Consider the following 26,323-nt stretch of genomic DNA (forward strand, 5'->3'; position numbering starts at 1 on the left):
CCTTATGGCGCAGAGGCAACCAATCTTCACACACGAGGAAGTCAAGCTCTTTTTTTACGAGCTAAGCGCGAAGTTTCGCGACGGCGTGCGATCGCCCGACGCCTTCCTTTATGTCGTATTCACGTTGGTCGGCGTGGGCTGGGCGACATTGGCAATTCCTAAGATCAACAGCAGCCACACCAGCCCGGAAACCGTGGGCGTCTATGTGATCGGCATTCTGGTGACTGTGCTCCTCGACGGCATGCTCACCTGGAAATCGAAGGGGGGGGACAACAAGTACGGGCATGCCATCGCCGTTCTTTGCATGTGCGTATCCTTGTTATTGATTGTCGTAGTGAGCTATTTCTCCGCAAACAAGAGTCCGCCCACAGCTCCAGGTGGGGAGCCGATCTGGAAAGCATGTTCCTACCCAGTCCTGTGCGCTAGTTTTGTCCTTTCAGTCTTGATGGCGCTCGTGTTGGCAGGCTTTGAGGCGGGCCCTCCTGCGGTAGGCCCGCTTGACCGCTCTTTAAACGCGGTGGAGGACGGAAATGCCTGACGTCAAACCATTTCTTTCACTCCCCGCAGTCGTTGTTCGGCAGCCCGTGGGAGAGTTCTACTTGTGTTCAATCCCCGCGGGGGCCCTTCGCGAGATTTCGTACTCGATTCCCGCGAGCATGCGGCGAGAGCAAGGTATGTTTTCGAAGATGCTAGGCAATCAGCGCGTTCGCTCGATTCCGCGCGCGAAGCAGATCGGGGCATACATTGACGAGGAAGGTTCGACCTTCCCGAACACCATCATCCTTAGTGCTAACTTTGACGAGGACGGTAACTACGTGGAGGACCCTCTGGCGCGATGGCACGCAACGAGCGCGAAGGATGGCTGCTTGCGGTTAACGATCCCCACTTCTCGACGCCTTGCTTCCATCATTGATGGTCAACACCGCCTCGAAGGCTTCGGATTTGCGACGAAAGACGGCCGGCAGGAAATGGACTTGCCATGCGCAGTCTTCGTCAACTTACCCCGGCCTTATCAGGCGAGAATCTTCGCGACGATCAATATCAACCAAAAGAAGGTAGATAAGAGCCTTGCGTACGAGTTGTTCGGCTACGACCTGAACGAGTCCGACGCGAATAAGTGGCCGCCAGACATGCTCGGTGTTTATTTTGCGCGCGTGCTGGAAGGGCGACCAGATTCCCCGTTCCAGGGCCATATTAAGCTCGCTCTGTTGGACGAGGACGAAGATGCAGCGCCCGTCCCGGAAGGACATCCTTGGTCTGTCTCTGTGGCTTGCATTGTCGAAGGCGTGACAAAGCTCATTTCCGAGAGGCCAATAGCCGACCGCAGCGCGCTGGCAAGCGGGAAAGCGAAAACAAGGCGCGAGCTTCTAGCTGACAGGGCACCTCTTCGCGAGCTGTATCGTAAGCAGCAAGACAAGCGCCTTCTCAGCGCGATAAGCGAATACTTCGCTGTTGTCGACGACCTGATTTGGGCGAAGCAACCCTCCGCCAGCTTTGCATGGCGAACCGTCGGCGTGTTGGCGTTGTTCGACGTTCTGCGGGAAGGACTCATTGAGGGGAGACTCAATCCGAGCGACATGGAGGCGTCGGCACGGCTGTTCCTGCAAGGCGCCGCGAAGATCAATTTTGCGGACGACTTTTTCCACGCGTCAGGCGCGGGCCGGGTTCGGATACGGAAAGTTCTTCGGGTCCTGGTCGGCTTGGAGCAAACGCCCGATGAGGATGTGAAAGACGCGGTACGCAGATTGAAAGCCCGGGCGCGTTAGCGACTCAGCACACGGGTTACGACTGCGCCGTGCGCCGCTAAGCGGCTGCAGAAAAGTCGTACGTGTCAAAGGATCCTCGCAGGGTTTTCTCGACATATTCTGTGGCGCAAGTTAACATCTGCTGACAGGCGCGAGAGGAGGCCATGCGCTGCTATGTCGCTGTGCGTCGTCATTTATTCATTGTTTGAGGGCGAGCTGCGACTGGATCGCTTCACGAAGGTGGACGATGTGTCGCAGGCGCTTGACCGCCTGTTCGCGCGGCCTGGTGGTCGCGTCGCCATCGATCTGGCATTCGACCCCCTACCCTCAAATGTCATCAGCGGCCTTCTAGGTAACGCCGAATGCCGGGTATGTGCGTCCGAACGGGTCATTCCACTTCTCGCAGAAAGCATCGTTTCGGATACGTCGGAGGCCGGCCTGGTCGGCCACGTCAAGTTCTATGCAGCCTTTCCTGCACCACAGTCTCGAGAAGGTCGCTCACTCAACGGCCGCGAAAGTGGGACTGGCTGGCTGGCGTCCCTGTCCGTTTCCGACCGAGAGCTGCAAAGGCAGCTGGTAGCCGTGGGCATTGGCGACGAACGGTCTTATCAGGCGAATGAGCATCTACTTCCCCCGCACCTTCGAGTCGCAGCCGCGAGGACGCGTTATATGCAGCTCGCCGGCGCCCCGCCGGATCCGGTTGAAATCCTGGACAACCTGAACGCATGTCCTCCCTGGGTGGTTGGAGCCCGATTGAAAGATCTGCCACTCTCCGTTCGCCAGGCGAACGTGTTGCGCGCCTACTCGCTAAGAACGGTCGGCGAAGTGTCACGATTCGGGAATTCAGGACTTCTTAAGCTTCCAAACCTTGGACTCAAGTCCGTGAGAGAGCTTGGCGTAACAATCTACGAGCTCATGCTGCGCGAGCCGGCCATTGGATCATCTACGATCGGTGCGCTCAATGGCTTGGCGATTGAGATTCCGCTCCCGCATGCTGATGGCTCCTTCATTGAAATGCTTCGCGACGAGTTACGCGGGTATGGTGGCATCGCCGAAGTCGTTCTCTTGGAACGTTGGGGCCTTCTCGGCGAGCGAAGTACGCTGCAGCAGCTGGCAGAAAAGCATGGGTTGACGCGCGAAAGAATCCGGCAGATCGAGGTGAAGACCGCCGAGCGGTTGCGAGGCGCAGGCGTTTGGGTGACCTTTTCGCAGCACGTTGACGGCTTGTTAGATTCACGCGAGACGCCACTCTGGATGGATCGATTGCCAGCTGAAGATCCTTGGTTTGGCGATGACGCGTGGCTGACGCATGGACTGGCGACTTGCATCGAACTCTTCCTAGGCCCCAGGTTTCATCTAGTCGAGATCAAGCAAAGGCCTGCCGTTTCGGCGCTTGCACCAACCGAATGGAGACGCATCATCGAGGACTGCAAGCTGATATTGGGCCCCGAGCTTTCCCACGACGAAGATCGCGTCTGGCGACTTGCCGCCGCGGTGCTGGTCGAGAAGGGAAGTGAACTTCGCGGCGAATTGGTCAGTCACCTCACAGTTCCATCCGAAACCGACAGTGAGGCAGAGCTGCCCGCAGTAGATCCCGACGTCGCGCTGTCTCGACAACTCGAACGGGCGTTGTTAGAACAAACCCTTTTGCGAATTGCCGAGTCGTGATGTGACTAACGAACAGCTGCGTTCGCTCAAGGCCATCTACAAGACCCGCGATGGGTCGATTGGGGCTTCATTCTTCGCCCCGTGCCTGGGGCTGTGCACTCACTACAAGCGAGCAGCCGGTTTTTTTTCTTCAACAGCCCTGGTGTCTTGGGCCGACGCACTCCTGGCGAACGGTACAAAATCCGTCGCAATCAGTCTGCTTATTTCTCCGACCCTGTCGTCCGGCGACAAGGCAACCTTTGAGAGGGCCACCGACCCGGCTGCTCGCGCCGACATCCTTACCCGGTGCGGGGATTCCCTTGTTCACGAACTCCTCAATGATCCCGCTTGCGGCAAGACGAGAGGCAACTACCTACTGTGGTTACTTGCCACTGGAAAGCTTGAGATTCGGTTTGCACTTCCGCAGCATGTGGACGAACCGGGCATGTACCACCAAAAGAGCGGCGTGTTCGTTTTCCCGGACGGCGCAAGAGTCGCCTTCGAAGGTTCGGCCAATGAAACGGCATCAGGCTATATCCGCAACTACGAGAAGATTCATGTGTTCCGTAGCTGGATCCCCGAGGACGTGAGTCGGCTTGTCTCTGTCGAGGCTGACTTCGACGAGCAGTGGAACCAGCAGGACGAGTACCTGACCGTCGTTCCGCTATCCAGCGAATCACTCCGCCTAATCAAGGAGCGCTCCGCCGATCTCGACTTCGACAACCCGCCGCCGGCTCGCGTGCCCGCGGAAGATCCCAAGTGGCGGCACCAGGGCGACGCTGCCCGAGCATTCATCGCCGCCAGGAGAGGCGTCCTAGAGATGGCGACGGGCACCGGGAAGACCAAGACTGCTCTTCGAATCGCAAAGGAACTTTTTGCGCGAGGCGAGATTGATTCGATCATCGTGTGCACAGAGGGCACGGACCTGCTGCAGCAGTGGTATGAAGAGATTCTCGACTGGCGCGCGTCGCTGGAGAGACCGTTGCGCGTATACCGCCATTTCGCGAGCGACCATCAGGGCATGACATTTGCGCTGAACTGCGCATCATCTGCCCTCGTCGTGTCTCGCGGGCAGTTGGGGAAATTTCTTCCCATGCTGAAGGACGCGCAAGCCGCACGAACGCTCGTCATTCAGGATGAAGTTCATGGGCTAGGAGCGCCCTCCAATCGGACTAGCTTGGGCGGGAAGCACCAGCGGCACCGCTATGTTCTAGGTCTCTCCGCGACTCCCGAGCGCGAGTACGATGCGGAAGGGACGGCGTTCATTGATGCGGAGATTGGCCCAACAGTCTTTTCGTTTGGACTCGAGGATGCGATCAAGCGCGGCATCTTGGTCGAGTTCGACTATGTGCCGTTGCCGTATGAGCTGACGGCGAATGACCGGGAAAGGCTGAAGGCTGTCTACGCGCGGCAGTCTGCTCGCGCACACTCTGGCCAGCCGATGTCCAATGAGGAGCTTTGGACTGAGCTCTCAAAGGTCTATAAGACCGCCGAGCAGAAGCCCGGCATCTTTGCCGACTATCTGGCGACCCATTCCGGCATAGTCCTCGGATGCATTTTGTTTGTCGAGGAGCGCGAGTACGGGGAGCGAATTCTTCCCATCCTTCACGCTACCGGGGTCCGGTATCGCACGTACTATGCGGATGACGATCGAGAGAACTTGGTGATGTTCGGTCGCGGGGAAATCGACTGTGTGTTGACATGCCATAAGATTTCCCAGGGCATCGACATCAAGAGTCTCATGGCTGTCGTGCTGTTCGCTTCTGCGAAGGCTCGGCTTGAGACAATCCAACGCGTGGGACGCTGTCTGCGGAGCGATCCTGCCAACCCCGATAAGCGAGCCACCGTAGTTGATTTCGTCCTTGAAGCTGAAGAAGAAAATCCGAGGCGCGGGCCATCGGCTGACGAGCAGCGGCGCGATTGGCTCACTGAGTTATCACAGGTTAGGAGGGAGAAAAATGCCAATTGATACTGAGCTGCGTGAGGCAGTCCACCAAGCCGTCATCCAACACCAGCAACCGCTCGAGGTGGAGCGCCAGCTGATAGCGCTCCTCACGGAACTAAGCGAACAGGATGTGACTGACGATCGTCGGATGCAGCGGATTAGCATCTTGCAGTCGGAGATCAGCATCGCAAAAGCGCTCGGGCAATAGCATGGAGATCAAACTGCTTGGCTGGACCTGCGAGGGATTCCGCTGCCCAGACATGGAGGTCGACCTTCGCAAGGGCAGCGCCGTGCCGCGAGTTGCGTTGGTCCAGATGCCGAATGGAACAGGCAAGACCACCACTCTAGTTCTCTTGAAGGGAACGTTGACTGGCGAAGCGCGGAATTGGACGTCCAAGTACATTGCGGGTCTTCGCAGTACAAGCAAGCCGGACAGCGGCGCCTTCTCGGTGTCTCTCACCGTGGATGGGCGACCGTTGAAGCTTGAAATGACCTGCGACTTTGAGCTGGGTGAGGTTTCGTTCAACACGACATCACCGGAAGTCGGTGGCTTCAACCGGGGATGGACGCCCCCTCCGGCCGTGCGCCGATTCCTTGCTCCACGCTTCGTTGATTTGTTTGTGTTTGACGGTGAACTCGCAAACACGCTTCTCGACCCTCATGCCACCAAGGCCGAGGAGGCTATCGAAACGCTTTGTCAGCTTGATCTGCTTGATTCGTTGGCGAACGACTGCGAGCAGTTCTGGCGGCTCAACACTGCGAAGGCCGGCGCCCGCCATCAAACGGGTCTAGCGCGATACACAACGATCGCTGGACGGCTGAACGAACGCATCCAGATTCTTCGCAAGAACATTGACCAGCGTGAGACCAAACTTGGTCAGGTGAACGCCGAAGTGGAGCGATTGAACACCGAAATCCAGAAGCTCGTCGACCAGGACGGGAAAAACCGGGAGACCTATTACCAGAAGAAGGCTTCGAAGGCAGAAGCAGAGCAGGCTCTCTCGGGCGCGGTCCGAGAGTTGATGGACAAGATGAGGCGTCCAGAGTCGTTGGCTCCTGCGTTCGGGCAGGCACTTAAGACCCTGAAGGCCAATCTGGACGTCGCCAAGTTGCCAGACAGCACGTCAAGGCAGTTCTTTCAGGAACTGGCTCTGAAACCCGAATGCATTTGCGGCAGGCCGGTCGGAGAGAAAGAGCGGCTCCATATTCTCTCCAGTGCAGAGGACTTCTTGGGCGAGGAGCTTGCCGGCGTTCTGAATGCTTTCAAGCAGGAAGTAGACATCATCGACTCCGATGAGCGCCAGAGAGTGCTCGATGCGTTGCTCACAGCGATCGAGCAAATTCGCCTCCGGATTGCCGATCTCGAGGCTGAAATGGCGGTTCTGGAGAAGTCCAGCGTTAGTGCCGCTGGCGGAGATCCCGAAGAGTTCAGGCGCCAGCTCGAGCCGCTCAATGTCGAGAAGGCGAATCTTGAACGGGAACTTGACCTTTTAAGAGCGCCTATTGAGCCAGGCGAAAGCAGCGAGCTCATTACTTCCCCGACTGATGCCATCAAAATAACGAAGCTTGCTGTCGCCGAGAAGCAGCTTCGCATGGCCAACGACGAGATCAATCGGATCAACGGAACGCTTGAACTACGAATGCGCCTCGACCTGCTCAAACAGGTCTGCACGGACGCACGAGGCCTTGCGAAGCAGCGGATCAAGGACGGGCTACTCGACAAATGCAATCAACGACTGCGTCGCATTCTCAAGGGTGATCCGCTCGAGATCCAACGCATTGACAGGTCACTTGTCTTGAAGGACCGGGAGTCGGGCAGTGCAGGACAGAACCTGGCCGTCGGCTATACCTTTCTTGCCGAAGCATTAAGCAAGGGCAGCCACGACTTCCCACTGGTCGTCGACAGCCCAGCGGGCCCCCTTGACCATGGCGTGCGGCGCCAGATTGCGACGATGGTCCCTGCTCTGTGTACCCAGTTCGTCGCATTCACCATCTCGACCGAGCGAGAGGCATTTCTTGAGCCGCTCGAAGCAAGCGCGGGCGGTGACGTCAAGTACATCACCGTCTTCCGGAATACACCAGGCAATGCATCGCTAGTCAACGACCTGCCCGCGGACCATACGGACAATGGGCAGTCATTCGTCGTCGGCGGGCGCGATTACTTCGTGCGATTCGCCCTCGAAAACGAGAATGACGAAGCGGGGGGCAGCTGATGGCTTTCAAAATGCGTTCCGAGGTCGACGAGTGGTTCGCGAAGATCCACAAGGTCAAAGATACGCCTTTGCCCAACAAGTTTGACTACTACTATCTGTGCCTGATGTTCGGACTTACCAAGCGAAAGGCGGCAAGCCTCTCGGGAGGGATTGAGTTCATTCCTTACTTCATCGCCGACTACAAACCCGTCCAAAACCTGATCTTGGGTCTGCTGGTTGTTGCAGAGGCAGAGGTGCAGGGAATTGATCTAAGCAACCGGGCGGCGATCAAGAAGCTATTGACCTTGTACCTGAGCCCCGAAGCCTCGGTGGCGCTGACTCCCCAAGGCTTCGATCGGATGAATGACTACGCAAATGGCGGATTTAATGCGATCGTCGCTTCGTATCCGGAAGCGCCTTGGGTAGCAGCCGACTTCTTGCAGTGGTATGCCAGGGAGATCAAAGGCGTGTCATAGGCGGACTCCCCGCAATTTCCACCTGTCGACGCGCATTGCTTATGCCCGAAGCGATCTAGCATGTGAAATGCGGCCGCCTGAGCTACACCGCGTGATCCACCAGCTCCACAACGGATTTGGCCTTCATGAGCCCTGTTAGACCGTCGTCAATGTGGCTCGCGATCACTTGACTCAAAGTCTTTCCGTCTAGTGGGCCGTGAACTTGAACAAGTAGCGCTTCGAAAACGTTGGCGTGCTCTCCGAACAGGGTGGTGCCAATGAACTCGCTTCCATTCTGTTCCACCTTCTTCTTGCCTGCGCGGGGACCCTCCCGAAGGGAGCGAATCAGCGCGATGCGACAAACGATGTTGGGCGTCAGCCCGGTGCGCCCCTTCAAGATCTTTAGCTTGTCAGTCGCGGCCTGCGAGATATGCATGCGCTTAGGCAACATTCGCGACCTCCTTGCTCTTCCAGAAGTAGCCCTCTTCCATCGTCGTGCTCCTCTCGACGGAGTCAAAGTTCAAATGGAATGCGTGTGAAACGCTTGACTTGAGGCCGTCATAGAACCGCTGGTCCACTTCAGTGTCCGTCGAAAGCACGATGACCTGGTGACTCGCCCGAGGGAAATAGGCCTCCACAAGCTTCTCCCGATGCTTGCTATCGAGCCGGCCGAGCGGTGTGTCGATGATGATCGGCAGGCTTCGTCCCGACGCCTTTCCCAAAGCCTCCAGCATTGAAATCGCGAAGATTTGCTTTTCCCCGGCCGAGAGGCGCGCTTTGGGAATCTCATTGCCCTGCTGATCAAGCAACCTCACCACAAACGTCGACTCGTCGATCGCTGCGTCCGCGATCATGTCGTCCTTGCGGGAGAGCCTTTGAAAGGCGGCCAGGAAATGCCGACGAAGCTCCTGGCACTTACGATGTCCAGCTCGCTGCTTGAATTCGCCGAGGACTTCCTGAACACTCTCAGCCAAGTAGTCCGCCCGCAGTGTGATCCCGTCCACCTGCGAATCCTTTTCAAGCTTCCTCTTCTTCCTCGTGATATCAATCGCTTGCCAGAGCTTACGCCGGATCTCCTGCAACACCTCCTGCTTTCTGGCTTCCAGCCGATTGACGACCTCCATGGATTCTTCCAACGCTCGGAACGCTTCCTGAATGGATTCATCAGACGGCGCATGCGCCAACCTGTCCTGTTCTTGGGCCTCCTGCTCTGACAACTGTTTGAGGCCCTTCTGCAACTCGGCGAGCTGGTGCTCCACCATGGGAACAGTCGCCGTAAGCGTGTTCAGCAATTTGTCCGCTTCGCTTCCAGTGAGCCCGTGAATGATCTTCGAAGGCGCTTCTGGTGGCGCACACACTTCTCGCACCCATTCGTCGATTGATCGGTTCACCACTGGGCGCCATCCACTTGATCCTTTGACCGCGACCAACCGCTTCTTCAACTGGTCCACCGACGACTTGATGGAGCCGGAAATAGCCTTGGCTTCCAGCGCCTTCCGCTCTGACAGGACGGTGCTGACCAAATGTTGCCGCAGCTCCCCGGCAAACATGAAAACGCCCGGACCCGAAAGGAGTTCGCGGATTTGCTCGTCCCGGCTGGCGCGGTCTTCCTGAATGCCTTTGAGCCTCGCCTCCACCTGAGTTCGATTGATAGCCCAAGCGCCTCCCCGATCGGACAGCTTTGACCGCATCCGCTCCTTGGCGGCAATTGCCTGGTCGAGCTGAGGCTGCAAGGCCTGCTGCATTTCCGCTTGGGCCTTGTCGATCTCGGATATCAGTTGGTCGTAGGCCTCGTGAAGTGAACGCAACTTTGTCCGCACATCGTCGGGGGTACTGGCCGCTCGTCGGGCCCGGACGAACGAGGTCAAGTCGGCTGCCAGTCGGTCCGCTATGTCAAGTCCGAGCAGGCGCCGAATGGCGTCGCTGAGCACTTCGTCAGCATCGTCTCGAGCTAGATCGGCAATCTGCTCGCCGTCAAAGAAGAAGAATTGCGAAATGCCGGATGGAATCAGTTGCGAGAGAAAGCCTTGAGCTTGGTCGTCTACCAACCAAGGCTCATCGACTTCGTTCTTGAATAGGCGCAAGGACTCTTGAACCGAACTTCCCTTGCCCACCCAAACGCGCTGAACCCTGTATCGAAGAGTCTCGCCCAATCGTGCGTAGCTGAAAACAAGCTCGACCGACGCGCGATCCGCGGCGACCAGCTGCGTTGGCGACGCATGAATCAACTGCGCCAGGATGGCCGCGTACTCCTTCTCTGTCAGGGGCAGGTCGAAACCTTGTCGGCCATACAAGGCTAGGCGGACAGCCTTCAGAATCGTTGTTTTCCCCGCGCCATTCAACCCACCAAAGAGTACGATGGTCCGTTTGGAACCGTACTTCGTGCGCGGGGCAAGGTCGAAGGAATGACTACCTCTATAAGTGCCGAAGTCGTTGAGGATGAGCCGCTCAATTAGCATCGCCGATCACCTTCCCAATGTCGGCGTAACGCTTCTGTAAGTCTCTCTCCTGGTCATCGTAGCTGCTGACCCGATTGATCCAATCCGTTTGTGAGGCGATGGCTTGCTTGTCGTCCGCCCAGTCTCGTGAGAGCAGGTCCTGCAGCTCCTTCTGCAAGCCCGACCTTCGTGCGTGCCCTTGGTAGGAGACCTCAAGCTCAAGCAGCTTCATCAGCAGCTCCTTGGGCAGTCGCCTTTCCGAGCAGAGTTCAGCCACTACATTCGCGTCGTTCCCGTCAAAGACAAAGTCGTCGTCGGTTTTCCATGCAACGTCATTCGAAAACACCTGCCGATAGATGGCCGGCACCGAGTCTTCCCAGTCCGGCTCGTTCGGGTCGAGTCGCCATTCCTTGCGAATCTGCTCAAGTTCCGCCAGGCTAATGAGCTGTTCAGCATCCTCGGGATTCAAGTCGTAAATGGCTTTCTGAGTGGCCAGCAGCTCTTTCAGCAGATGCTTGCGATACTCCATTCGATAGGGCCCCAGTACGTGCTTTTCCTGCACCGTCTTGCCTTGCTCGTCCTTCTTGATGGAAATCGTCACCGAACCATCGCGTCGCCTTGCGCTGCGGAATTCGTGCTTTCGAGCGGGATCGGTCGTTCGGTAGAGCTCGTTCCGGAAATCACGCAATGGCGTCAACCAGGTATTGCCAGTTTCGATCAATCCGTCCATTGCGCGGTCCTTGGTCACGACCGTGCATACCCAGCATCCGAACCTTGAGTTTCCGCAGGATGGCGTGGACGTGTCGAGAACCAATGGGCACTCCCCCCCGTTCGACCCCTTATACAAATCAAACAGGGCTTGGTGATCACCGCCCCAGGGTGCCGGCCCGGAGAAGAGATATTCCCACACGTCGTCAGCGCTCCACTCATCGATAGGGGTGAACACCAAGGCGTGGGGCAGACTCGTGTGTTTGCCAAGCCGCGAGCCGTCGATTCGATGCTTACGCATCACCTGGGCACGTGACGAGCTCTCCTGGAGGCGGGACCCGAGAACTACGACCACCTCACCAAACGCTGCAACCTTCTCCCGAATGAACTCGCTAGTCGGATCAATTTTCATCCGTTCGGTGCACCAACGGAATTGGCGGGTCGGAGCGGGATAGCCCTTGCCAATCAAGTTGACCCAGAATGTCTCGTCGATTTGGGGTGTCACCGGACTGGCAACTTCGATCGGAAGCGCCAATTCACTCGCCGCGAGTCGCATCTTGTCCAATGCATCATGGATCAAGTTGACCACCAGCGGCGTTTCGACCAATGTGTCTGAAGAGACAATAAATACCGGCTTGGTTCTCTCCAAAAGTGGGAGCTCCAGCAACGCCTCGAACACCAGTCGACAGACAGCTGTGGAGTCCTTTCCACCACTGAAGCCGATCACCCATGGGCGGTTGTCCGCCTTGTAGATGGTAAGGATATCTTCCTTACTTGTTATCACGCATTCCATCGATTACCTTTTAGATGTGAGCCGCTTCTTTGCAGGCAAGAGGGCTTCGAGCTCGAGATCTTCTGGCGACAGTGGTAGCCCCAGAACGGACTTCACGTAGTTTGCCGCCAGATGGACGTTGGTCGCAGCTTTGCTAATCCTTCCGTGCACCATGGCGCGCCCCTCCCAAATCCCGATATTGGATCGCGACCAGTCGATCTTGCGCAGATAACGCAGGTCAGTTTTCCATTGCTTCGGTCGCCTTGATAGGAGTTCTGCGCCGGCATATGCGAGAGCCTGCAAGGCGACACCATGCGCGTGAACATACTCTTGGCGAAGTTCCGCCGTGGCAACGTCTTTTGTGCGAGCCCGCTGCCAGTCCGGTATTTGATCGCTGACCTCATCCCAATACTCTTTCGCGACCATGCGGTCCGTCGAGCTGAACTCGTCCCTCGGATGCTTTCGGAGCAGTGCCCGGCTCGCGTGCTTGATGCTGCTCAGGGTGAATAGCTTGACGGAGCGGTTGGAAATCGTCGATTTCTCCATCTCCGTCAAGCCTCTGAATGCCCTGCATTCGGACGCGAGGTATCGAGCAAGCTCCGAACTGGGATCGCGATGGTCATACAGAGTTGATAACGAATAGCTCGGACGAACGGCGTATTTGTTGAGATCCGCGAACATCTGCTGACTGCGGAGCAACCCATCATCGCCAAAGAACAAGACGGGGACGTTGTCCTGGCCTAGTGCCGGACTCTCCTTGAGCGCTTCCTCGATGGCCGCGCGCCGATGTTGTCCATCGTTGATCAGGATTCGCGCGTCCATCGGAATCTCCAGGACACCGATCGAAAGATTTCGGCCGGCGTCGAGTGGAGCGAATCTCACTTGCCCGTCTACCGAGGCGGTCAACGCTGAAAGAATATACGTTTCAGGGTTCGCAACCAGGTATTGGGCGATCGCGGGGATGCGATTCTTGTTGAGCGAGCGTTGGGCGCGCAGCTCCGCTGGCACCTCCTCCTCATCGAACATGAATAGCTTCGGGATCATGCGAAGCGGGCACATGGCGATGAAAAAGGGGCGCTTCCCCTGAAAGCCCTGCACGGCCGGGAAGCTGTGGAAGTACCCTTGATCGTCCATTTTTGCCCCATTATGGAAGTTAAATTATAACTTCCAGTTCTCGAGGGTGGAAGTGACCTTGCAGTACAGACGCCCATAGCATCAGTCACCGGACCGCAGGTTCTTGAAGGCCTGCGGGTCGCGCAAACGCGCTGCCTGGTATTGGGGTTTCGTGAGTTGCGCTACATTCTCTGCAAGTGCGGCTAGACGCCCCACTGGAGCTCAAGATGACGATCGTTGAAGCGATAAAGACAGTAATGCGCGCCAAGGGCGCGCCTATGACCGCTCCTGAGGCCTATGCGGCAATCGCAAGCGCGCGTCTGTACGAATTTCACACTGACAATCCAGCCTCCATCGTTCGCGCGCAAATGCGGCGACACAGCGAAGGATTGGCGCTGACCTCCTCGTCCAAGGTGAAGCACTTCAAGGCTTTGCCGGACGGACAGTTCGACATCCTCCCCGGAACCTAAGCTCCTGCGGCCTGGAAGCGCTCGGCGGACCTGCCCCTTCGCCGCGCGTCCGGGCACAATCGCGGCATGCCGAATATTGCATCCGTTCTCAAGACTGAAATTGCTCGCATCTCCCGCAGGGAATCGCGTAGCGAGCTGGATTCCCTCCGCAAGGCGACAGCGCAGCATCGGTCTGCGATCGCCGCACTGAAACGCCAGGTCGTTGAACTTGAGAAGCGACTGAAGCAGTCCTCGCGAGCCCAACGCACCCAGAACGCGTCGCCAGTCGGGGAATCAAAAAGGCAGATTCGCTTCAGCCCGCAACGTCTGGCTGCACACAGGGCCAAGCTTGACCTCTCGGCAAAGGACTACGCCACCTTGGTGGGAGTCAGTGCATTGAGCATCTATAAATGGGAGAGCGGCAGCACCCGCCCGCGGGCGGCACAACTTCCCGCGATCGCAGAGGTCCGCAAGCTGGGAGCCCGTGAAGCACACGCTCGGCTCGCCGGAGCCTGATCCGCGACGAACACCGCTAGGGGACGACCGCGACAGGCGCTGCGGGTTTGGGAGCCTTCCGGGAACGGAGGGCCTTGAAGCCGCGATCACGGGCCATGAACGACTGCAACATGTGAGGAATCAGAGTCGCAGCGTCCACCGCTTCGCCATGCACGCGACTGTGCGCGGCCGCATAGTCATCAAGGCAGGTCTTAAGTTCCGAAGGCAGGCTGACGGTCAGCTTGATGCTCTCGTTGCGAGGCAGCGGCCCCAGCCTCAGCCTGTGTGGACTGCTACTCATTGACTCGACCCCCGCACGAAGAAAAGTGGCTGATAGGGACGCAGGATTAGGTCCTTGCTCACCATGACCCGGACCGGAAACCCGGGGCGCGCCGTCAGCGTCGGCTGGACGTTCAGGTTCCGCTTCGTGAGCTCCTGGCCGATCTGGTTCACCGTGTCTTGCGCGCTTTCGCGCGCAGCAATGATCACTTGATTTCCGTCTGTCCGGGTCTGCGGTGCGGCCAGCTCAGCGCCCACGCCAAGCAGCGTGGAGAGCGCCGCACCTGCAAGGATTCGGCCCCAGTGCCAATCCACACCGTCCTCCAGCCCCGCATAGCCTGCGGGATCCACACCAGGCAGTTTGTCAAGGGCTATCGAAGAAGCGTCCGGCAGGATCAAGCGCGTCCAGACCAGCAGAATTCGCCTCTGACCAAACGCCACTTGGCTGTCATACCGCCCAATCAATCGTGTGCCCTGCGGAATCAGCAGATGGCGGCCCGTGGCGGTGTCGTAGACCGCTTCGGACACGTTGGCGATCACTTGCCCAGGCAGGTCGGAGTTAATCCCCGTCACCAGCGCCGCAGGGATGATAGTGCCTGCCATCACCTGATACGGCGACGCCGGCAACTGCAAGCTACCGAGATTGCGCGTCGAGGTGTCGCCTGCCTTCGCGATGAACGCCTCCTTCTGATCCTGCCGATTTTGCGCGGCCGTCGGATCGGAGGGCTGAGCTGCGGCGGCAGCGGTTCCCATCGGATTGAATGACTGATTGCCCGAAGTCGATGCCGAAGAGTCAACAGCGGCCGGCGCGGCGCTCGGCTTTGCTCCGCCGCTGCTTGGACCGCTTCGGAAAAACACTGAAGACCGCGCCGCCTCTTCAGCAGCAAGGCGCTCAGCCTGCGCCGGATCGACGCCGCCGCTCGGCGAGCGCGCCTCCATCGGCTGCTGCGACTTGACTATCGCCGGCCCCAGGTCTCCGGGCAACGGCTCGCCCAGCACGGGTGGTGCGTGCTTCGGGACCGGAGCGAGACCGGCATAGTCCTTCGGCAGCTGGTCCAGGTTTTCAGCGCGCGCGACGCGATCGACGTTGTACAGCTCGGTGGCTGGATTGCGCTGGCGCTTGATTGACTGCAACGACCACAAGGTGCCGCCAAGTACGGCAGCGGCCAGGGCGCCGGCACCAACCATCAGCATGCGGCGGTTCAGGCGGGTGACCGGACGCGGCGAAGCGCGCAAGGCCACGGATTCGGGCTCGACCTTCGGCGCCGCAGCGGGTGTTGCCTCGGGGGACGTGCTCATGCTCAGTTCCTCCGCGTAGCGCCCGCACTGACACCATCGGTGCGTTCAATGCGCACCACCTGCGCCTTGTCGCCGCCCAGCCGCAGTTCGGCCGCACCGAAAAGCCGGTCCACCACGTAGTACGGTGATCGGAAGCGGTAGTTCACCAGTTGCCCATCGCCCCGCGCGCCGATCACGAATAACGGAGGCAACTCGCCCTGCGCGATACCGCCGGGGAACTGGATATAGACGCGCTCGCCGTCGTCGAAGGCGCGTAGCGGCTTCCAGGGCGGATTGTCACCGCTGACGGCATATCGGAACTTGATCTGCTCCAGCGTCATGCCGGTTTCCACCGGCGCGCTGGCCTGAGCCTGCAGCGCCTGCTTCTGCAGGGCCAACATGCGGTCCTTCGGGTAGTCCCAGGACACGGATGCCATCCAGGCCTGCGGCGTGGAAGAGAGTTCGAGCAGGTAGGTGCGCCGGTTTGTCGTCACCACCAGGTTGGTCTTCAAGCCGATGCGCGTGGGCTTGACCAGGATGTTCACCCGCAGCGTCGCTCCCGCACCGCTGGCCGTATCGCCGACGATCCAGCGCACCGTGTCGCCGGCCGAGACGGTCACCAACTCTTCGCCCTGCTGCAGGGCAATCACAGTGACGCGCCCGGGGCTGGTGTAGACCTGATACAGCGCGCCATCGGCGTAGGGCCAGACCTGAATCGCGTTGACATATCCCTCTCGTGTCGGTGCGATGCGGGCCTCAGCGTTGGCGCGAAACACGCGCAACTTCTCGTCCGCGGGCTCAGGTGCCAGCTTCGCGTCAGACTCGTTCGGCAGCGCCTTCATCTGTTCGGGCAACGGCAAAGGCGTTGGCACTTCAACTACTTCGATGGGCTTCGGCGGTTGAGGCAACGGCTGCGCGGCAACGGCAACGGCAACGGGCTCGTCCAGTGAGATCGCCGGCGGGGGCTTGCCCTGCGTGGCGCAGCCGGCGAGGGCCAGCAGGATAGACGGCAGTACGGATTTACGGAGAAATGTATTCATGGCTTTGTTCCTTTCATTGCGTCGGTGGCTTCAAGTTCACGGCTCCAGGACAGCCCGTTGACGTAGATGCCGAGCGGGTTCTTGCGCAGGCGCTGCTCGGTGCGCGGCGGCTGCAGCACCACCGACAGCACGGCCGTCCAGCGCTCCGTCCCGGAGGGCGCGCCATTGGCGTAACTGCGTTCGATCCAGCGCACCTGGAAAGATGTGTCGCTCGCCCGCACCACACTCGTGACCTCGACAGCCACCGAGATCTGCCCGATGCGCGAGAAGGGATCGTTCACCCGGGCGTAGTCGTTCAGCGTCGCGGCGCCGCGGTCCGTTGTGTATTCATAGGCTTCAAGCCAGTTCTGCCGAACCACGATCGGGTCAATGGAGAGCGAGCGCACGTCGACGATAAAGCGCGCCAGATGATGCGCGATCTGCGCGTCGTTGGGCTTGTAGGGTGAGGCGGCTTCGCCGACCGCACGGACCTGGCCGGCGTTGTCCACCTCGACGACGAAGGGCGTCACGATGGACTGAGCCGAGCGCCACACGAGGCCGCCGGCCATCAGCAGCGCGAGGGAGAGACAGCCGAAGGCCATCAGCCGCCAATTCTTGGCCTGGACGCGCGCACTGCCGATGCGCTGGTCCCAAACCTGCCCGGCCGCCTGATAGGGGGTGACGGGCTCCGGCGTCGCCGAGTACCGCACCTGGGGACGTTTAAATAGCATCAGGATCTCCTAAGAATTTGAGTCATCGCGCAGGCTCGGGCTGGCGCCACCGCCGCCGGCATCACCCGAGCGCAACGCGTGCGCGGCCGTCGTGGCTGCATGTGTCATCTGCTGCTTGCGGCGCATCTGCTTCGCCCATGCGGGTTCAGCCGCTGGTGCGCCGGCTTCGCTTGCGTCCGCCACCTTGGCCGCAGCAGGCGCCGCTGCCTCGGCGACGAAGCTCACCACGCCGTCCTTGACCGCTTTGGCGCTGGACGCCACACGCTGGCCCACGGCACCGACACCGCTGCGCGCAACGTTGGCCAGGCCGGCACCGGCCGCGCGCACGCCACCACTGCCCGATGCGGCGGCGCCGGCCTGATAAGCCGACTTCGCGCCGTTGGCCATTGAACTGGCAGACCGAGCCGCGGCGGCACCCCCACCGATGGCAGCACGCGCGGCACCAGGCGCCATGCGCGCTCCAGCAGCCACCGCGGAACCGGCGCCCGCCACGGCCGCGCCGCCAGCGACGGCCAGACCCGCAGCACCAAGTGCTGTCCCCGCCGCCGCCCCTGCGCCAAGCTGCGGCGCACCAGACACCAGCCCTGTAGCAATGCCCGGCCCGAAGATGCCCAATCCCAGCATCGCCAGAGCGGCCAACATGATGACCAGCGCGTGGTCGATGGACGGCTCGGTGCCCGGCGGCACCGTGAACTCGGCGAACAGGCCTGTGCCGATACCGACGATCACGGCCAGCACCAGCACCTTGATCCCCGAGGAAACCACGTTGCCCAGCACCCGTTCGGCCAGGAACGCCGTCTTGTTCCACAGCGCGAACGGCACCAGCACGAAGCCGGCGAGCGTGGTCAGCTTGAACTCGATCAGGGTGACGAAAAGCTGCACCGCGAGCACGAAGAAACTCACGATCAATACCAGCCATGCCAGAAACAGCACGGTGATGACATCGAGGTTGGCGAATACCTCCGGAAAGCCAGTCAGGTCGCTGATCTGTTTCATGATCGGCGCGCCGGCCTCCACGCCCACGCGCGCCAGCCGGCCCGGCTGCAGCAACTGGCCTTGGGTCATCGACGAGCCGGACGCCATCAGTCCAAGCCCGGCGAAGGACCGGAACACGATGCCCGACAGGCTGTTGAAGTTGTTCAGGATGAAGGCGAAAGCGCCGACGTACAGCACCTTCTTGATCAGCTTGCCGATCACATCGTCGCCACCGCCGCCGCTGGCATTGCTCATCGCCCAGAAGAGGCCAGCCAGCGTTATGTCGATCACGACCAACGTGGCAGTCAGGAAGCCAACCTCGCCGCCCAGCAGGCCGAAGCCAGAGTCTATGTAGCGCGAGAAGACGTCGAGGAAGCGGTCGATGACCGACAGGTCGTTCATCGACCGCTTCCTTGCCCTGGCTGTGAGGCAGAAGGCTGTGATGCGGCAGGCACCGGCGTGTGCTTGGGGCCACCGCCGGAGAAGAAGCGCAGGCGCGTCGCTTCGGCGACCTCGTGGCACTGCGCCTCGCCGATCAGGTGTCGCTCCACCTTGCACCTCACCCGCATCTCCTTCAAGCGCTCGGGATTGGCGGCCAGCGACTCCGCGGACTCAAAAGGTATGGGTTTACCGCACCCAGCCTGCATGACGGCGAGGATCAAGATAAGGGGTTTGCGCATGTGAACCTCACCGTCCGTAGAAGTCCACGGCATAGGGCGAGTACGGCGTGCCATCACCCTGGAAGCGACGGCGCACTTCACGCGCACGCTCTTGCACCGCCACTTGGCGCGCCTGCTCCAGCGCGGCCGCACGGTCCTGCGCGATCTGCAGTTGCTGGGCCTGCATCGCCTGGCGCGACTGCAAGGCGAGCAACTGGTTTGTCGCCTGCATGGCTTGCAATGCGCCTGTTGCCGACTGGCTGCGATTCACCAGGTCGGTCAAGGTCCGCTCGTCCGACGTGAAGTTCTGCACCGCCTGTGACTGCACCTTGGTCGCGGTGCGTAGTGCTTCAAGCGAATGGGTCCACCGCGTGCGCGCATCGGCTCCCATCTGCGTGCCCGAGATTGCTGCCGAGTACGAATCGGGGTACAGCCGACGAAAATCCGTCTCCATTTGGGCGACGTTGAAGGCTAGACCCTGGCCCTGCTGGATCAGCTGGTTGGTCGCCGACAAGGCGGCGCGCAGCTCGCTCAGCGCATTGAAATCCAGACTCGTGAGGTTGCGCGCCTGGTTCGTCAGCATCTGCGCCTCGTTCTGCAGTTGCCGGATCTGGTTGTTGATCTGTTCCAGCGTGCGCGCAGCGGTGAGGATGTTCTGTGAATAGTTCGAGGGATCGAAGACGATCCACTGCGCATGCGCGGCAGGCCCAAGGGCGATCAGCGATGCCGCGGCGGCGGCGAGAAAGTGCTTCTTCATGACGAGTTCTCCAAAGGTGATGAAGGGGAGGACGGGAACGATGGGATGAGGTCTGCAGCCCAACCGAGGCTGCAGTGGCGCAGCCAAGCTGCTGCGAAGTCCGAGGAGGTAGCGGCGGCGAACACCTTGTCGATGGCCCGCTGGTCCTCCGGCGTGGACGCACCGGAGAAGGCCAGCGCCACCGACCCGAGCCCGAGGTCGAAGACGCGGTTGCCCAGCCGAGACTGGTAGTAGTAGTCGCGCTTAGGCTGTGCGGTCGCGACGATCTCAATCTGCCGACTGTTGAGCCCGAAGCCTTCGTAGATCACACGTATCTGCGGTTCGGCCGCCTGCGGGTTCGGCAGGAAGATGCGGCTCGCGCAGCTCTCCACGATGGCTGGCGCGATGGTCGAATCCTTAATATCCGCAAGCGACTGCGTAGCGAAGATCACGGAGACGTTCTTCTTGCGCAATGCTTTAAGCCACTGGCGAATTCGCGATGCGAACACTGGCTCGTCCAGGAAGAGCCAGGCCTCATCGAGGATCAGCAAAGTCGGCGCACCATCGAATCGTTCGTCGAAGCGAGCGAACAGATAGCCCAGCACCGCCAACACGGCGGCCTTGCTGTGCATCAGCTCTTCCATCTCGAAACCCTGCACAGTGGCAACGCCGAGCCGGTCCCTATCGGCATCGAGCAGCTTTCCGTGGGCGCCGCCGAGCACGTAAGGCTTGAGGGCTTGCCGGAGTGCGTTGGACTGCAGCAGCACCGACAGGCCTGTCATGGTTCGTTGTTCAAGGGGTGCGCTGGCCAGGCTATTGAGCGCGGACCAGACGGCGTCCTTCTCCGGAGGCCCAACTGCGATGCCTTCCTGCAGTAAGCGCCCCTCGACCCACTCGGCCGCCCAGGTGCGATAGCCGTCCTGGTCGATTCGTGCCAGCGGCTGGAACGCAATGGCGCCGTCAGTGCCGAGGTCGTAATGTTCGCCACCGAGCCCGAGAATGGTCGCTCGCATCGAGCGGCCCATGTCGAAGGCGAGAATGCGCGACCCCGGATAGCGGCGGAACTGCATCGCGAGCGTGGCGAGCAGCACCGACTTGCCCATGCCGGTCGGTCCGACGATCAACGTGTGCCCCACATCGCCGATGTGCGTGACCAGCCGGAACGGCGTCGCACCATCAGTGCGGGTAACGATCAAGGGCGGACCATCAAGATGCGCATTGCGCTCCGGACCGGCCCACACGGCCGACACTGGCATCATGTGCGCGAGGTTCAGCGTCGAGACGATTGGCTGCCGGACGTTGGCGTAAGCATGGCCTGACACCGACGACAACCATGCGTCAACCGCATTCAAAGTCTCAGGAATGGTGACGAAGCCGCGACCCTGGATGGCTCGCTCCACAGTACGCAGCTTCTCGTCGGCCACTGCGGCTTCGGCGTCGAGTACGGTCACTGTGGCCGTGACGTAGCCGAAGGCCACCTGGTCGCTTCCAAGCTCTTGCAGCGCCGCATCGGCGTCCGATGCCTTGTTCGAGGCATCGGAATCCACCAGCGGGCTCTCCTGCTGGAAGATCGTCTCGCGCAGTAGAGCGACGATGTTCTTGCGCTTGGCAAACCACTGACGGCGCAGACGCCGCAGTTCCTTCTCCGCCTCGGCCTTGTCCAGGCACATGAAGCGCGTGCTCCAGCGATAGGCGAAGCCTAGGCGGTTCAAGTCATCGAGCAGGCCCGGCCACGTCGAGGTCGGAAACCCGCGCACCGACAGCACCCGCAAGTGCCGATTTCCGAGCATCGGCGCCAGGCCGCCGACCAACGGTTCGTCCGCCAGCAGCGCGTCAAGATGCATCGCCACCTCGGGCACCGCCACTGCATGCCGGCGCGTGGAGACGCAGCCATGCAGATAGGTGAGCGTCTGCGCGTCATCGAGCCAGTCGATCTCTGGTAGCACGCCTTCGAGCAAGCCGAAGAGGCGTTCGGTCTCGGACACGAAGCCTTCCAGCCGCTCACGCCAATCCACCCCTTCCGCGCGATTGTTCTCGTACAGCAACCGGGCTGCACGGGCCGCCGATTCCTCGGGCGGTAGGTACAGCAGCGTCAGGTGGTAGCTGCTTTCGAAGTGGCTGGCGTCCTCCTCGAAAGCGGCGCGGCGTTCTTCGTCGATGAGCCAGGACAGCGGCTCCGGGAAGTTGGACTCCGGATAGTCGGCCGCTTCACGCCGCTCGGCGTCGACGAACAAGGCCCAGCCTGAGCCAAGACGCCGCAGCGCGTTGTTGAGGCGCGCCGACGTGGCGACCAGTTCGCCCTGCGTCGCGCTGTCCAGGTCCGGCCCGCGGAACCGCGCCGTGCGCTGGAACGAGCCGTCCTTGTTGAGCACGACGCCCGGCGCCACCAGCCCGGCCCATGGCAGCCAGTCGGCCAGCAACGCCGGGCGCTTGCGGTATTCGGTGAGGTTCAACATCGCGACCTCACACGTCCAGCAGCTGCCGGTGCTTGATGTGTCGCGAGAAGACCTGCATGAACTGCGGGTCCAGACGCGCACCCCAGGCAGCCAGCGAGTGCCCGACGATCCACAACACGAGGCCCGGCAACCAGAGCTGCAGGCCCAAACCCACGGCAGCGGCAAGCGTGCCGTTGGCAATCGCCACCGTGCGCGGGGCACCGCCCAGCAGGATTGGTTCGGTCAGCGACCGGTGCAGCGGCACCTCGAAGCCCGCGATGGTTCCGGGCGCCGTGTTCATGCCAGCACCGCCCCGCCCGTGAAACTGAAGAAGGTCAGGAAGAAGCTGGACGCCGCAAAAGCGATCGACAGGCCGAACACGATCTGGATCAGCTTGCGAAAGCCACCGCTGGTGTCGCCGAAGGCCAGCGCTAGGCCCGTGGCGATGATGACGATTACCGCGATGATCCGTGCCACCGGCCCCTGAATCGACTCGAGCACCGACTGCAGCGGTGCCTCCCAGGGCATGTTCGAGCCTGCTGCATGCGCGGGCAGCGCGACGGCGAGTAGCAGCGCCGCTACGGCGGCGACGTGCAGAAGCGGTTTTACGGAAAGGCGTGAAGTCGTCATGAAGGATCTCCTATGGAGGTAGGGTTGGGCGGAGGAAGAGGCGGGAAGGAAGACAGCTCGGCATCCAGCTGGTAGCCGTGGCTGTCGTGGCCGATGACGCGCACGATCTCACGCACGCGGCGCGCACGGCCACGGCCGGCGATGAAGACGATGACGTTGACCGCCTCGGCGATCAGGGCGCGCGGGACGGTGACGCTCACCTCCTGCACCAGTTGCTCCAGGCGGGTGAGCGCGCCGTGCGCCGAGCCGGCGTGGACGGTTGCGATGCCGCCGGGATGTCCGGTACCCCAGGCTTTCAGCAAGTCGAGTGCTTCCGAACCGCGCACCTCGCCGACCACAATGCGGTCGGGTCGTAGCCGTAGCGTGGCGCGCACCAAGTCGGCCATGGTGCTCACGCCCGGCTCGGTGCGCATGCTCACGTGGTCGTCACTGCGGCACTGCAGCTCCACCGTGTCTTCGAGTATCAGCACCCGGTCGCGCGTCTCGGCGATATCGTCGAGCAAAGCATTGGCCAGCGTCGTCTTGCCCGTGCTGGTGCCGCCGGCAATGACGATGTTCAGGCGCTCGCGTACCGCACGCCGCAGGAACGCCGCCTGATCCTCGGTCATCACGCCATCAGCCACGTACTGGGCGAGCGTCATGATGCGCAGAGCCCGCTTGCGGATCGCAAAGGATGGCGCTCGCACGACGGGCGGCAGCACGCCCAGGAAGCGTTCGCCGGTCTCAGGCAGTTCGGCCGACAGGATCGGTGCGCCTGCATGCACCTCGGTGCGTACGTGCGCTGCCACCAGCCGGATGATTCGCTCGGCGACGGCCGGCGGCAGGGCCGTGTCAGTGGCCTCGCGGCCGGTACCCAGCCGATCCACCCAAAGCGAGCCGTCCGGATTCAAAAGGACTTCGACGACTTCGGGGTCCTCCAACGCTGCCGCGATCTCCGGCCCCATGGCCGTGCGCAACATGCGGATGCGCCGCTCCAACGAGGCGTCCATGGCGTTCGGCTCAGACAGATTCACGATGAACCTCTTGGGGTTGGGAGCCTGGACCCGCCTGGACGTCTGGCTGCATTGGTTCAGCTTCGGTTGGTGCGACGTCTTCATGGACCTCGCGCACCAGGCTGCGCCCGCGCTGGATGTGGCGCGCGAGCTGCTCGATGAACTGCGCATAGCGGGCGCGACCCTGTGCGCGCGCCGCCTCCTGCTGACCCTCGGGCACCGGCAGCGAGACGGTCAGGAAGTAGCGGATGTATAGGGCCGTCGTCTCGATCAGCACGTTCTGGTCACGCTCCAGGCGGTCGAACTGCCGAGAGAGCCGGTCCAGGCGCTTGGCAATAGCTGCCTCGCGCTGGTCCTCGCCGTCGGGCGAAAGGAAAGACGCAAGCGCGGCGGCGATCACGGCCGATTTCGACACACCTTTGTGCGCCGCAACCTGGTCCAGCCGCTTCGCGTGCTCTGGCTCGATGAAGATGTTCAGTCGGGCGCGGGTCATAGTGCGATCCCGTCGTCAGGGTCCAACGCGGCCAGACGCGCGGCGCGCGTCAGCTGCCGGTCCACGTCTTGCGGCCGCAGCGGCACGTCATCTTCGTCATCGAGCACCAGCGGGCCATCGCTGTTCGCAAGCGAATGCACATCGGCGGCGACGTCCAACTCGGGCTTGAGCTGGTGGCCCCCCTCGTCGGCCATGCCGCCTCCATCAACGACAGACGAAGGCGGCAGAGCTTCCAGGGGTGGCAATCCGCTCCAGTCGTCGAGGCGCGCTGCAGGACGGTCGGCGTAAACGCCGGCTACCAGCGCCGGCGCAGGCAGGACACGCGACGTGAAGTTCCGGTCCTGGTAGTACCGCAGCTTCTTCGCCTTGATGGGCGGATGGCCCGAGACCATCACCACGGCATCATCGGGCGGCAACTGCATCACTTCGCCCGGTGTCAACAGCGGGCGGGCCGTCTCTTGGCGCGACACCATCACGTGACCGAGCCACGGCGCAAGCCGGTGGCCGGCGTAGTTGCGCTGGGCGCGCAGCTCCGTCGCCGTCCCGAGCGCCTCGGAGATCCGCTTGGCTGTGCGCTCGTCGTTTGTTGCGAACGCGATGCGCACGTGGCAGTTGTCCAGGATGGAATGGTTCTGGCCGTAGGCCTTGTCGATCTGGTTGAGCGACTGGGCGATGAGGAATGCGCGCAGGCCGTAGCCCGCCATGAAGGCAAGAGCGCTTTCGAAGAAGTCCAGTCGGCCGAGTGCCGGGAACTCGTCGAGCATCAGCAGCAACTTGTGCTTGCGCGCGATGCCGTCCGATCCGTCCAGCGATTCGGTTAGGCGCCGGCCGACCTGGTTGAGAATCAAGCGGATCAGTGGCTTGGTGCGGCTGATGTCGGACGGCGGCACGACCAGGTAGAGCGACACCGGGTGCGCGGCCGAGATCAGATCGGCGATCCGCCAGTCACAGCGCGACGTGACTTCGGCTACCGTGGGATCGCGGTACAGGCCCAAGAAGCTCATGGCGGTGGACAGCACGCCCGAGCGTTCGTTGTCGCTCTTGTTGAGCACTTCGCGTGCGGCCGATGCGACGACCGGATGGACCTCTTCGCCGAGATGCCCGGTGGTCATCATCCGGTGCAGCGTCACCTCGAACGGGCACGCCGGATCTGACAGGAAATTAGCAACGCCGCGCAGCGTCTTGTCCTCGCCGGCGTAGAGCACGTGCAGGATGGCACCGACCAGCAGGGCATGGCTGGTCTTCTCCCAGTGGTTGCGCCGCTCCAGCGCCCCTTCGGGATCAACCAGGATGTCGGCGATGTTCTGCACGTCCCGCACTTCGTGCATGCCGCGTCGCACTTCGAGCAGTGGGTTGTACGCGGCTGACTTCGCGTCGGTGGGGTTGAACAGCAGGCAATGCGAGAACCGCGCGCGCCATCCTGCGGTGAGGTTCCAGTTCTCGCCTTTGATGTCGTGGATCACCGCCGAGCCCGGCCAGGACAGCAGCGACGGCACAACCAGGCCCACGCCCTTGCCGGAGCGCGTGGGGGCAAAGGCCATCACATGCTCCGGACCTTCGTGGCGCAAGTAGTCGGCGTCCTTGCACGCGGTCTTGCCAAGGAACACGCCGGCAGGCCGAGTCAGGCCGGCCTCGGTGATCTCCTCACGCTCGGCCCATCGAGCGGAACCGTAGGTCGTGACCTGCTTGGCCAACCGCGAACGCCACACCGCCATGCCGACGGCTGCGCCGGTGGCGAGCATCCCACTCGAAGCGGCGATGATCCCACCGCGCTCAAATATCTTGGGTGCGTAGGCACCATAGAAGTACCACCACTCGAAAAGCTTCCACGGCTCGTAGACCGACAAGCCCGAAACGTCAAACCACGGTGGGCCGAGCCGCGCTTGATGGCGCAGCGCATGCGCTGTCCACTGCGTGGCGGCCCATAGGCCGCCGAGGGCGACACCCAGCACCACAACAATCTGTCCGAACAAAATGCCTGTCGCACCCCGGCTCGACATGAGCTACTACTCCTTTGCGTCTCAATTCCAGCGCGCACGTGCCGCAACGGCACCGCTTGCCCGAGTCTGGAATCGAGTCGCCAAAACACACACCCATCAGGGCGTGATGGAGCGCGGTGAGGAGTACGCCTACGGAA

The 26,323-nt window shown here is 61.3% G+C and carries 26 protein-coding genes; 9 read left to right on the top strand and 17 right to left on the bottom strand.

Annotated features, from left to right (window positions below; translation table 11 throughout):
• The first annotated feature begins 4 nt into the window (after window positions 1-4).
• The 7 genes from WDLP6_RS24220 (at window position 5) to WDLP6_RS24250 (ending at window position 8,005) form a co-directional block, all read left to right on the top strand.
• Window positions 5-538: a hypothetical protein gene (locus WDLP6_RS24220; RefSeq protein WP_162594409.1), complete on the top strand. Its 534-nt coding sequence runs from the start codon at window positions 5-7 to the stop codon at window positions 536-538.
• Window positions 531-1,766, top strand: a complete 1,236-nt coding sequence (locus tag WDLP6_RS24225) for a DGQHR domain-containing protein (protein WP_162594410.1) — start codon at window positions 531-533, stop codon at window positions 1,764-1,766. Before WDLP6_RS24220 ends, WDLP6_RS24225 begins: the two co-directional genes overlap by 8 nt.
• 153 nt (window positions 1,767-1,919) lie before the next feature.
• Complete coding sequence (locus WDLP6_RS24230; protein WP_162594411.1) at window positions 1,920-3,413, top strand: DNA-directed RNA polymerase subunit alpha C-terminal domain-containing protein; 1,494 nt, start codon at window positions 1,920-1,922, stop codon at window positions 3,411-3,413.
• A gap of 1 nt (window position 3,414) precedes the next feature.
• Window positions 3,415-5,361 carry a DEAD/DEAH box helicase family protein gene (locus WDLP6_RS24235; RefSeq protein WP_197910197.1) on the top strand — a complete coding sequence of 649 codons (1,947 nt, stop codon included), beginning with the start codon at window positions 3,415-3,417 and terminating at the stop codon, window positions 5,359-5,361.
• A complete protein-coding gene (locus WDLP6_RS24240; RefSeq protein WP_162594412.1) occupies window positions 5,351-5,545 on the top strand; it encodes a hypothetical protein in 195 nt (64 codons plus the stop codon). Before WDLP6_RS24235 ends, WDLP6_RS24240 begins: the two co-directional genes overlap by 11 nt.
• A 1-nt stretch (window position 5,546) precedes the next feature.
• Window positions 5,547-7,550 carry a hypothetical protein gene (locus tag WDLP6_RS24245; protein ID WP_162594413.1) on the top strand — a complete coding sequence of 668 codons (2,004 nt, stop codon included), beginning with the start codon at window positions 5,547-5,549 and terminating at the stop codon, window positions 7,548-7,550.
• 11 nt (window positions 7,551-7,561) lie between these two features.
• A complete protein-coding gene (locus WDLP6_RS24250) occupies window positions 7,562-8,005 on the top strand; it encodes a hypothetical protein (RefSeq protein ID WP_162594414.1) in 444 nt (147 codons plus the stop codon).
• An 82-nt stretch (window positions 8,006-8,087) separates the two neighbouring features.
• Here the strand turns inward: WDLP6_RS24250 and dndE are convergent, their stop codons facing one another.
• The 4 genes from dndE to dndB are packed head-to-tail and all read right to left on the bottom strand — an operon-like array spanning window position 8,088 to window position 13,036.
• Window positions 8,088-8,435, bottom strand: coding sequence for a DNA sulfur modification protein DndE (gene dndE / locus WDLP6_RS24255; protein ID WP_162594415.1), 348 nt, complete (start codon window positions 8,433-8,435; stop codon window positions 8,088-8,090).
• A complete protein-coding gene (dndD, locus tag WDLP6_RS24260; protein ID WP_162594416.1) occupies window positions 8,425-10,443 on the bottom strand; it encodes a DNA sulfur modification protein DndD in 2,019 nt (672 codons plus the stop codon). Before dndD ends, dndE begins: the two co-directional genes overlap by 11 nt.
• Window positions 10,433-11,923: a DNA phosphorothioation system sulfurtransferase DndC gene (dndC, locus tag WDLP6_RS24265; protein ID WP_162594417.1), complete on the bottom strand. Its 1,491-nt coding sequence runs from the start codon at window positions 11,921-11,923 to the stop codon at window positions 10,433-10,435. The genes dndD and dndC overlap by 11 nt, the downstream gene beginning before the upstream one ends.
• A gap of 3 nt (window positions 11,924-11,926) precedes the next feature.
• A complete protein-coding gene (dndB, locus tag WDLP6_RS24270) occupies window positions 11,927-13,036 on the bottom strand; it encodes a DNA sulfur modification protein DndB (RefSeq protein ID WP_162594418.1) in 1,110 nt (369 codons plus the stop codon).
• Window positions 13,037-13,242: 206 nt separating this feature from the next.
• On the opposite strand from dndB, the gene WDLP6_RS24275 reads away from it, so the two are divergent.
• Window positions 13,243-13,485, top strand: a complete 243-nt coding sequence (locus tag WDLP6_RS24275) for a hypothetical protein (protein ID WP_162594419.1) — start codon at window positions 13,243-13,245, stop codon at window positions 13,483-13,485.
• A 66-nt stretch (window positions 13,486-13,551) separates the two neighbouring features.
• On the top strand, window positions 13,552-13,980 hold the full coding sequence (locus WDLP6_RS24280) for a helix-turn-helix domain-containing protein (RefSeq protein WP_162594420.1): 429 nt from the start codon (window positions 13,552-13,554) through the stop codon (window positions 13,978-13,980).
• A 16-nt stretch (window positions 13,981-13,996) separates the two neighbouring features.
• Here WDLP6_RS24280 and WDLP6_RS24285 read toward each other — a convergent pair whose 3' ends face one another.
• The 13 genes from WDLP6_RS24285 to WDLP6_RS24345 are packed head-to-tail and all read right to left on the bottom strand — an operon-like array spanning window position 13,997 to window position 26,186.
• On the bottom strand, window positions 13,997-14,260 hold the full coding sequence (locus WDLP6_RS24285; protein ID WP_162594421.1) for a DUF2274 domain-containing protein: 264 nt from the start codon (window positions 14,258-14,260) through the stop codon (window positions 13,997-13,999).
• Window positions 14,257-15,543: a TrbI/VirB10 family protein gene (locus WDLP6_RS24290; RefSeq protein ID WP_443083462.1), complete on the bottom strand. Its 1,287-nt coding sequence runs from the start codon at window positions 15,541-15,543 to the stop codon at window positions 14,257-14,259. The genes WDLP6_RS24285 and WDLP6_RS24290 overlap by 4 nt, the downstream gene beginning before the upstream one ends.
• The gene (gene trbG / locus WDLP6_RS24295; protein ID WP_162594423.1) at window positions 15,540-16,556 is read right to left on the bottom strand and encodes a P-type conjugative transfer protein TrbG; all 1,017 of its coding nucleotides are present in this window, start codon (window positions 16,554-16,556) and stop codon (window positions 15,540-15,542) included. The genes WDLP6_RS24290 and trbG overlap by 4 nt, the downstream gene beginning before the upstream one ends.
• Entirely contained in the window at window positions 16,553-17,266 is a 714-nt protein-coding gene (gene trbF, locus WDLP6_RS24300) for a conjugal transfer protein TrbF (RefSeq protein WP_162594424.1), read from the bottom strand. Before trbF ends, trbG begins: the two co-directional genes overlap by 4 nt.
• Before the next feature lie 9 nt (window positions 17,267-17,275).
• On the bottom strand, window positions 17,276-18,643 hold the full coding sequence (gene trbL / locus WDLP6_RS24305; RefSeq protein ID WP_162594425.1) for a P-type conjugative transfer protein TrbL: 1,368 nt from the start codon (window positions 18,641-18,643) through the stop codon (window positions 17,276-17,278).
• Window positions 18,640-18,921, bottom strand: coding sequence for an entry exclusion lipoprotein TrbK (locus tag WDLP6_RS24310; protein WP_232077280.1), 282 nt, complete (start codon window positions 18,919-18,921; stop codon window positions 18,640-18,642). Before WDLP6_RS24310 ends, trbL begins: the two co-directional genes overlap by 4 nt.
• Window positions 18,922-18,928: 7 nt before the next feature.
• A complete protein-coding gene (gene trbJ, locus WDLP6_RS24315) occupies window positions 18,929-19,657 on the bottom strand; it encodes a P-type conjugative transfer protein TrbJ (protein WP_162594426.1) in 729 nt (242 codons plus the stop codon).
• The gene (gene trbE / locus WDLP6_RS24320) at window positions 19,654-22,092 is read right to left on the bottom strand and encodes a conjugal transfer protein TrbE (RefSeq protein ID WP_162594427.1); all 2,439 of its coding nucleotides are present in this window, start codon (window positions 22,090-22,092) and stop codon (window positions 19,654-19,656) included. The genes trbJ and trbE overlap by 4 nt, the downstream gene beginning before the upstream one ends.
• Window positions 22,093-22,099: 7 nt before the next feature.
• Window positions 22,100-22,372, bottom strand: a complete 273-nt coding sequence (locus WDLP6_RS24325; RefSeq protein ID WP_162594428.1) for a VirB3 family type IV secretion system protein — start codon at window positions 22,370-22,372, stop codon at window positions 22,100-22,102.
• Window positions 22,369-22,701 carry a TrbC/VirB2 family protein gene (locus WDLP6_RS24330; protein ID WP_162594429.1) on the bottom strand — a complete coding sequence of 111 codons (333 nt, stop codon included), beginning with the start codon at window positions 22,699-22,701 and terminating at the stop codon, window positions 22,369-22,371. Before WDLP6_RS24330 ends, WDLP6_RS24325 begins: the two co-directional genes overlap by 4 nt.
• The gene (gene trbB / locus WDLP6_RS24335; protein ID WP_443083463.1) at window positions 22,698-23,660 is read right to left on the bottom strand and encodes a P-type conjugative transfer ATPase TrbB; all 963 of its coding nucleotides are present in this window, start codon (window positions 23,658-23,660) and stop codon (window positions 22,698-22,700) included. The genes WDLP6_RS24330 and trbB overlap by 4 nt, the downstream gene beginning before the upstream one ends.
• 40 nt (window positions 23,661-23,700) lie before the next feature.
• Window positions 23,701-24,186: a CopG family transcriptional regulator gene (locus tag WDLP6_RS24340; RefSeq protein WP_162594430.1), complete on the bottom strand. Its 486-nt coding sequence runs from the start codon at window positions 24,184-24,186 to the stop codon at window positions 23,701-23,703.
• On the bottom strand, window positions 24,183-26,186 hold the full coding sequence (locus tag WDLP6_RS24345) for a conjugal transfer protein TraG (protein ID WP_162594431.1): 2,004 nt from the start codon (window positions 26,184-26,186) through the stop codon (window positions 24,183-24,185). The genes WDLP6_RS24340 and WDLP6_RS24345 overlap by 4 nt, the downstream gene beginning before the upstream one ends.
• Between the last annotated feature and the right edge of the window lie 137 nt (window positions 26,187-26,323).

This window comes from Variovorax sp. PBL-E5, from assembly GCF_901827185.1.
Lineage (GTDB): Bacteria > Pseudomonadota > Gammaproteobacteria > Burkholderiales > Burkholderiaceae_C > Variovorax.

Excerpts from the sequence above, each read along its gene's own strand:
- WDLP6_RS24340 (WP_162594430.1), bottom strand. The coding sequence starts at position 24,186 with ATGACCCGCGCCCGACTGAACATCTTCATCGAGCCAGAGCACGCGAAG.
- dndB (WP_162594418.1), bottom strand. The coding sequence starts at position 13,036 with ATGGACGATCAAGGGTACTTCCACAGCTTCCCGGCCGTGCAGGGCTTT.
- trbJ (WP_162594426.1), bottom strand. The coding sequence starts at position 19,657 with ATGAAGAAGCACTTTCTCGCCGCCGCCGCGGCATCGCTGATCGCCCTT.
- WDLP6_RS24275 (WP_162594419.1), top strand. The coding sequence starts at position 13,243 with ATGACGATCGTTGAAGCGATAAAGACAGTAATGCGCGCCAAGGGCGCG.
- trbE (WP_162594427.1), bottom strand. The coding sequence starts at position 22,092 with ATGTTGAACCTCACCGAATACCGCAAGCGCCCGGCGTTGCTGGCCGAC.
- trbL (WP_162594425.1), bottom strand. The coding sequence starts at position 18,643 with ATGAACGACCTGTCGGTCATCGACCGCTTCCTCGACGTCTTCTCGCGC.
- WDLP6_RS24220 (WP_162594409.1), top strand. The coding sequence starts at position 5 with ATGGCGCAGAGGCAACCAATCTTCACACACGAGGAAGTCAAGCTCTTT.
- WDLP6_RS24240 (WP_162594412.1), top strand. The coding sequence starts at position 5,351 with ATGCCAATTGATACTGAGCTGCGTGAGGCAGTCCACCAAGCCGTCATC.
- WDLP6_RS24325 (WP_162594428.1), bottom strand. The coding sequence starts at position 22,372 with ATGAACACGGCGCCCGGAACCATCGCGGGCTTCGAGGTGCCGCTGCAC.
- WDLP6_RS24225 (WP_162594410.1), top strand. The coding sequence starts at position 531 with ATGCCTGACGTCAAACCATTTCTTTCACTCCCCGCAGTCGTTGTTCGG.
- WDLP6_RS24250 (WP_162594414.1), top strand. The coding sequence starts at position 7,562 with ATGCGTTCCGAGGTCGACGAGTGGTTCGCGAAGATCCACAAGGTCAAA.
- WDLP6_RS24330 (WP_162594429.1), bottom strand. The coding sequence starts at position 22,701 with ATGACGACTTCACGCCTTTCCGTAAAACCGCTTCTGCACGTCGCCGCC.
- WDLP6_RS24280 (WP_162594420.1), top strand. The coding sequence starts at position 13,552 with ATGCCGAATATTGCATCCGTTCTCAAGACTGAAATTGCTCGCATCTCC.
- dndD (WP_162594416.1), bottom strand. The coding sequence starts at position 10,443 with ATGCTAATTGAGCGGCTCATCCTCAACGACTTCGGCACTTATAGAGGT.
- WDLP6_RS24310 (WP_232077280.1), bottom strand. The coding sequence starts at position 18,921 with ATGCGCAAACCCCTTATCTTGATCCTCGCCGTCATGCAGGCTGGGTGC.
- trbB (WP_443083463.1), bottom strand. The coding sequence starts at position 23,660 with ATGTTGCGCACGGCCATGGGGCCGGAGATCGCGGCAGCGTTGGAGGAC.
- trbF (WP_162594424.1), bottom strand. The coding sequence starts at position 17,266 with ATGCTATTTAAACGTCCCCAGGTGCGGTACTCGGCGACGCCGGAGCCC.
- WDLP6_RS24285 (WP_162594421.1), bottom strand. The coding sequence starts at position 14,260 with ATGAGTAGCAGTCCACACAGGCTGAGGCTGGGGCCGCTGCCTCGCAAC.
- dndE (WP_162594415.1), bottom strand. The coding sequence starts at position 8,435 with ATGTTGCCTAAGCGCATGCATATCTCGCAGGCCGCGACTGACAAGCTA.
- WDLP6_RS24230 (WP_162594411.1), top strand. The coding sequence starts at position 1,920 with ATGTCGCTGTGCGTCGTCATTTATTCATTGTTTGAGGGCGAGCTGCGA.
- WDLP6_RS24245 (WP_162594413.1), top strand. The coding sequence starts at position 5,547 with ATGGAGATCAAACTGCTTGGCTGGACCTGCGAGGGATTCCGCTGCCCA.
- WDLP6_RS24345 (WP_162594431.1), bottom strand. The coding sequence starts at position 26,186 with ATGTCGAGCCGGGGTGCGACAGGCATTTTGTTCGGACAGATTGTTGTG.
- dndC (WP_162594417.1), bottom strand. The coding sequence starts at position 11,923 with ATGGAATGCGTGATAACAAGTAAGGAAGATATCCTTACCATCTACAAG.
- trbG (WP_162594423.1), bottom strand. The coding sequence starts at position 16,556 with ATGAATACATTTCTCCGTAAATCCGTACTGCCGTCTATCCTGCTGGCC.